Origin of the sequence: Brevibacillus gelatini (assembly GCF_003710935.1) — a bacterium.
In the GTDB taxonomy this organism is placed as follows: domain Bacteria; phylum Bacillota; class Bacilli; order Brevibacillales; family Brevibacillaceae; genus Brevibacillus; species Brevibacillus gelatini.
Genome location: NZ_RHHS01000074.1, coordinates 1 through 5,979, shown reverse-complemented (window position 1 = coordinate 5,979; position 5,979 = coordinate 1). Strand labels below are relative to the sequence as shown.

The following is a 5,979-nucleotide window of genomic DNA, read 5'->3' as shown; positions in this document are numbered from 1 at the left end:
AAAAAAATTTACATTCCCGGTTCGAGCTTAACAAAGTAATTTACATCATCCCAAGTTACACCTGTGATCTCCTTTGTAGGCAACTCTAATTGAATTCTTATTTCCTCCAATGTCTCGATATTCTTTATATACAAGCGAGCTGAACTATTTTTCTGAAACAAATTAATTAGTTCCAAGCAGTATTCATAGCGATGATCCGATGTCAGTTGGATGGAATCAGTTCTTATTTTTTCTGTTAACCACCCATTCGTCTGTACGTTTTTATACAATTGTGGCGTCATTAATAGCATGGCAATGATGATTATGAAAATCCCGATTGACTCCCACCATTTAGTTGGACTCCACTTTTTCAATAATAGAAAAATCGAAACGACTATCAATAAAATAGAGGGAATACCTAGATACAAAAGGATTACCGTGGAAATTAAGTCTATACCGCGTTGAAAATTGGCAGTCGAGCCAAGTACAAACCAGACAACTCCCGATGAATTAATGAATATGGTAATCAGCCATATTAACTTCAACCAATTTTGCATTAGGCATTCCCTTCTTGCTAATTAATCAGGTTTCTCAGTAAGAATATTTCTTACCTTTTTGGTTTCACATAAAATTCTGCGAGGTACGGTGTTATATATTTTTTCCACATTTCAACATTAGAGTGCATGACAGAATGTGCCTCAATTGGGCCATACTCCCTTCCCCCATTTACTTGTACAGCATCTCGTTCATTGTAAACATGTAGATGCTGTACAACTGGATACTCTAAATAATATTCAAATTCCCTTACAGGAGTAGCAATAGTAACAAGCGTATCAACCTGAATCCCTTCATGTTCCAAAACATTTGCTGTTAAAATGGCTACATTTCCGCCATGACTATGACCTATTAGTCGAATTGGTTTCTTCTCATTACCTTTAATACTTCGCCATTTGATAATCTCGCTTGCCAATGATTGTGCTGCCTTTACCCTTGCTGTATTATTGTTTTCACCTGTCCACTCAAACTTTCTTACATCCTCTTTGTATAAATCTTTGAAATACCTAACAAAATCATCTTTCCAAGTAGAATTATCCGAAAACGTCCCATGAACTAGCCATGCGTCATGTCCCGTAGGATCAACAAACCTCAACGGATTATTATACACATACACATACCGATTCAACGACAACGGATTCTCCACTTGCCCCTTATACGTATCCTCCGAAGCAAACCGCCCTACCTTCGGATCATAATACCGCGCCCGCAGATCGTAAAAGCCTGTCTGCTCTTCGTACATCTCGCCGCTGTACTGGTACGGGTTGGACATCCCCTCTGTCTTTGAAATGACGTTGCCCCAGGTGTCGTAGTCGTAGCGGTTCAGTTCCTGGCCATTTGCGCCTGAGATTGTGACGACATCGCCGTGTTGGTTTGCGCACCGTTTTCCGTTTTCGTTGCACGCAGACCGTCTCCGTAATACGTATACGTCGATGTCTCGCCTGTTGTTTCATTCAAAACGCCACGCAAGCGGTTGCGTTCGTCGAAGGTGTACGTAACCATGTCGGTGTCTATTGGCAAGACGCTCTCAAAGGATATCCTGTTTCCATGGGTGTTTTACTCATAATGATTCGTACCACTCGGCAGTGTTTCTTTGGTCAGACAGTCAATCTTGTCATAACTCATTGGCAAATATAGATCGTTGCAAGTGATGGGGACCACATTTGATTCGTTTCATTAGAAAAGCTAGTTTCGTTACTATCAGGAAAATAACCAACTCGTCTTGTGTTTGACACTCAGCCAGCGACTTCCCTTGCAGGCGAAGACATCCCGAATACACAAGAAAACCCCAGACGAGTAGTTGATTTCTCGTTTTGGGGTAAATATCAAATTACTCTACTTTATTATTTCTGAGTAACGAATTTTTTCCATGCCATCTCAAAATAATCTTTGCTTATAGGAATTGCGAAAAAAACAGGGTTTTGATTATACTCATTGATCTGTGGAACAGGTTGATCGGATAACCCCGTAGGAGAAGTAGAATCGCATTCGCAATACTCAATTTCACCATGGACATACCCTATTTTACCGCTATCAAAAAACTCTATTTTCCTAGTTTCATAACCATCATCCCCTGCTCATAAATAATTATTTTGGGCATATCAGGGGAGTTATTCTTCCAAATTACCAGATGGTATAACATGAATATTTCACTCCATTTATTGATTTAACCCCTTCATTTTAGAGTCTTTCTCCCTTATTCTCGCTAATCTCTCGGTTGTTTGCCAACTTTTGAGGATGTTTCCCTTTCTTTTGTCGTTGGGGTTGCAGGAGTTCTTCTTCTTTCAGCAAGCGGTAAAGATCCCCGTAACGAATGTTTACTGGTTTGGGGTTCTAATAGGATATTCTAATCTCTTTGAAAGATACTATCTATTTTCTCTCTATCATAGTCCAAAATCCAATCATTAAAATCTTTATAAAGTTCCTGTATTGTTTCTTTTCGGTGGGAAATTATATCAACTCCCCTATCATCGTACATATGGAAAATTGTGTTATTAGTTGAATTTACAACGTAGACATCTCCAATAAAACTTGGTTGAATCCCAACATATTGGTTAGCTAAGGCTTCTAGTAAGTTACTAACATCAATATTATCAACTTTGCATTTCAAACAGTATCGATATGTTTCAGTCTTACAATCATCATCTAAATCAGGATAACGATAAGGGACTTTAAGTTTGCTTACTTTACCCATTAACTCTTCACTATCTATGTACTTTTTTAAGTAATTCAATAAAAGTAACTCGTTCACGGAAATCGGTTCGTCATCCCAACTATCCAAGAAAACAACTAGGTAAATTTCATGGTTGTTTTCGTTTAGTTTACGAAAAAGCGCACTTGTACGGTAGTAAATCTGTTCCATTCTTTTATTAAAATCACTTAAATTAGCACCAAGTTCAAATCTTATACCTATTCGCGCATTGTAAAATAACGGCTTTTTTAGTTCCAAATTAGAAAAAGTCATACTCAAGTACTGATTAAGTTCCACATTAAAGTCCATTCGTTCACCTCATTTTAGTACCTCAGGGGTTTTTCTCCCCGAGGTTAATTGATATTGTTAATAACTAATGTTGTCAGCTACTTAAGGTCAATGAGAGTACCTGTTTGACTCTTATGCTTGTAAAATAAAGTTTGGCTCGGCTACACTAAGTTGGATAGAAAAAATAAGGGCTTGTAGAATAAACCTAACATGTTAAGAAGCGGATCTCTACAATGCCAAAACAACAACAACGACGACGACATCGCCGTGGCTGTTGTAGTGATAGTATCCCTAATATAGATCATTGCGGGCGATGGGGACCACGTTTGATTCGTTTCATTAGAAAAGCTAGCTTCGTTACTATCATGAAAATAACTAATTAGTCTTGTGTTTGACACTCAGCCAGCAAGCTTCCCTTGCAGACGAAGACATCCCGAATACACAAGAACACCCCAGACGAGGATTGATTACTCGTTTGGGGTTCTCTGCTAACACGTTTATAACATTCTATCCACTGCTTTTACATAACTGGGACACCAGTGGAACGCATTGACGTTTGAATACGCTTCTTGAAATTCATCTTCTCGTTGAAACCAAGGTAAATCAGGATGACGGTCTAATACATCACGTAAACAATACCAACCTTGTCTCAGGTCTTCTCCACCGGTTGACCTGAAATCAGCATTTGAGCAGAAAGCACAAATGTTAAAGGATACGTCCATTTTGTCTTGAAGTGCTTGTAAAGCAATGGAGAAATCCTCAACAGCTTCGGCTTCAAAGGTTTTTCCTCTGTATTCACATACGAGTTTGAATCTCAATTGAGGCTCGTCAGTGTCGTATTGCCTAACCATTATACTTTCCTCAACCGTTACTATTTCTATCGTGTCTCTATCAGAGATTTGAAAGCTATTCAAGAATTTTAACCGCCACTCCTTTGGTAGCCTTGTCATCAATTCAAGAAGACTTTGAGTATAATTTACTCCTTCACTCTCAACACGCAGAGATTTTCCCACCAAAATGACATGCACAGTATTTTTATCTCTAAATCGTACGTAAAGGTTCGTATCTCGACTACAACCCTTCTCATCAATTAACTTGGTATTAACAATCTTCTCGTTCATTTTTCCCCCTCCTTCCTTTACCTTCCCTTAATTGAGATAGACTTTAGCACAATGGTTAAATAATACGGATTTGATTCTGCATCTGGTCTTGAAGCAATCCATGCTTTGTGGTGAACAGGATTTGTTGCAAATACACTAACATGCCCAGTAGCAGGATTGTCAACCACTGCTTTCAAAACCCCAGTAGCATTTACAGCAGCAATCGAAGTAAATGTGTATTTAGCTGAACTTGGTGCTAAAAAGTATGATAGCCCTGTGGTGTCTACTGGTCTTGGTGTAAGGTTGGTATTAGTACCTGAACCATCACGGAATATCAAGGATTGTCCATTATGATTATGGTTGTTGTGCTAGTAGAGGTATCCTGTTAATATTGTTGCCGCAACAGCCGACCATCCTATCGCACCACCACCTGAAATTGAACCTGCCCCAGACCTTGGCATAGTAGCAGTAGTTCCTACAAAAAATACTGAAGTTGGATTTAATTGTTGGTCTTTGGCGATAGAAGCACCAAAATTGCTCCAGTACGCTATCCTTGCATTGTCTGCTTGGGTCTCAGCAAATTGCATTCGTTGTTCGTTTCCTGCTTTGTTTGCCTTTTCCCAGACATCCGTCCAAAAAGCAATAGTATCTCTAGTTGAGCCTTGAATATATTCGTCTCCATCTTTCCAGTGACCTGTAGGGTCTTTCTATCTTAGCGGATTATTTTCCACATACGTATACCGGTTCAACGTCAGCGGATTCTCCACCCGCCCCTTATACGTATCCTCCGAAACAAACCGCCCTACCTTCGGATCATAATACCGCGCCCGCAGATCGTAAAAGCCTGTCTGCTCTTCGTACATCTCGCCGCTGTACTGGTACGGGTTGGACATCCCCTCTGTCTTTGAAATGACGTTGCCCCAGGTGTCGTAGTCGTAGCGGTTCAGTTCCTGGCCATTTGCGCCTGAGATTGTGACGACATCGCCGTGTTGGTTTGCGCACCGTTTTCCGTTTTCGTTGCACGCAGACCGTCTCCGTAATACGTATACGTCGATGTCTCGCCTGTTGTTTCATTCAAAACGCCACGCAAGCGGTTGCGTTCGTCGAAAGTGAAAGCAGCCATGTCGGTGTCTATTGGCAAGACGCTCTCAAAGGATATCCTGTTCCCATGGGTGTTTTACTCATAATGATTCGTATCACTCGGCAGTGTTTCTTTTGTCAGACAGTCAATCTCGTCATACTTATAGGCAAAAATAGATCATTGCGGGTGATGGAGACCATTGTTTGTTTCTTTTCATTAGAAAAGCTAGTTTCGTTACGATCCGGAAAATAACCAACTCGTCTTGTGTTTGACACTCAGCCACCCCTTCCCTTGCAGACGAAGACATCCCGAATACACAAGAAAACCCCAGACGAGCGTTGATTACTCGTTTTGGGGTAAATAATTCATTTAAAGATATCTTTATTTTTTCTTTTAATCCTATTTATTATTTTGTCCATTTCTGTCACATCAAAAACCCCGTCATTTGTTCCTGCTAAAAAGTACAGCTTTAACCAATACGCATCATCCTCTATATAAGTCTTAATTACTTTCTCTATTACTTCTTTTGTGAGTTTTTTTACAATGATCTCTGGAGGTGCAGCAGGAATAAAGTCCATATTTTCCTTATCCATATACGAATTTAAATACTTGGGAGTCGTTACAACTAAGGAAAAAGTAAATCCGTCTTCTGTTTCAATAAAAACATCAATATTATCGTTTTCAATATCCTCAATTTCATCAAAATATGGAGGATACTTTATCACATAATTCTCCAAATAACTATTCCCCTCCCGATTATTTACCATCACTAGCGTTGCATTAAT

At 39.6% G+C, this 5,979-nt stretch carries 9 protein-coding genes and 2 pseudogenes; all 11 read right to left on the bottom strand.

What is annotated here, in order from left to right; translation table 11 throughout:
• Nucleotides 1-8: 8 nt before the first annotated feature.
• The gene (locus tag EDM57_RS22680; protein ID WP_246005890.1) at nt 9-536 is read right to left on the bottom strand and encodes a hypothetical protein; all 528 of its coding nucleotides are present in this window, start codon (nt 534-536) and stop codon (nt 9-11) included.
• 50 nt (nt 537-586) lie between these two features.
• Nucleotides 587-1,162, bottom strand: a complete 576-nt coding sequence (locus EDM57_RS22675) for a thioesterase domain-containing protein (protein ID WP_246005891.1) — start codon at nt 1,160-1,162, stop codon at nt 587-589.
• A pseudogene (locus tag EDM57_RS23835) lies at nt 1,163-1,360 on the bottom strand (RHS repeat-associated core domain-containing protein); the annotation flags it as partial.
• Complete coding sequence (locus EDM57_RS23830) at nt 1,357-1,554, bottom strand: hypothetical protein (protein ID WP_246005889.1); 198 nt, start codon at nt 1,552-1,554, stop codon at nt 1,357-1,359. The gene EDM57_RS23830 and the pseudogene EDM57_RS23835, both read right to left, overlap by 4 nt.
• Nucleotides 1,555-1,877: 323 nt before the next feature.
• Nucleotides 1,878-2,096: pseudogene (locus EDM57_RS24135) on the bottom strand (DUF6881 domain-containing protein); the annotation flags it as partial.
• A gap of 284 nt (nt 2,097-2,380) precedes the next feature.
• Nucleotides 2,381-3,034 carry a DUF3885 domain-containing protein gene (locus EDM57_RS22670; protein ID WP_122906938.1) on the bottom strand — a complete coding sequence of 218 codons (654 nt, stop codon included), beginning with the start codon at nt 3,032-3,034 and terminating at the stop codon, nt 2,381-2,383.
• Nucleotides 3,035-3,510: 476 nt separating this feature from the next.
• Complete coding sequence (locus tag EDM57_RS22665) at nt 3,511-4,134, bottom strand: hypothetical protein (RefSeq protein WP_122906937.1); 624 nt, start codon at nt 4,132-4,134, stop codon at nt 3,511-3,513.
• Nucleotides 4,135-4,481: 347 nt separating this feature from the next.
• On the bottom strand, nt 4,482-4,700 hold the full coding sequence (locus EDM57_RS23035; protein ID WP_148039135.1) for a hypothetical protein: 219 nt from the start codon (nt 4,698-4,700) through the stop codon (nt 4,482-4,484).
• A 120-nt stretch (nt 4,701-4,820) separates the two neighbouring features.
• A complete protein-coding gene (locus EDM57_RS23970; RefSeq protein WP_483995144.1) occupies nt 4,821-5,060 on the bottom strand; it encodes an RHS repeat-associated core domain-containing protein in 240 nt (79 codons plus the stop codon).
• Nucleotides 5,057-5,254, bottom strand: coding sequence for a hypothetical protein (locus EDM57_RS23965; RefSeq protein WP_342771490.1), 198 nt, complete (start codon nt 5,252-5,254; stop codon nt 5,057-5,059). The genes EDM57_RS23970 and EDM57_RS23965 overlap by 4 nt, the downstream gene beginning before the upstream one ends.
• 305 nt (nt 5,255-5,559) lie before the next feature.
• Nucleotides 5,560-5,979, bottom strand: a 420-nt coding sequence (locus tag EDM57_RS22650) for a hypothetical protein (RefSeq protein ID WP_246005888.1), incomplete at its 5' end; no start/stop codon positions are given.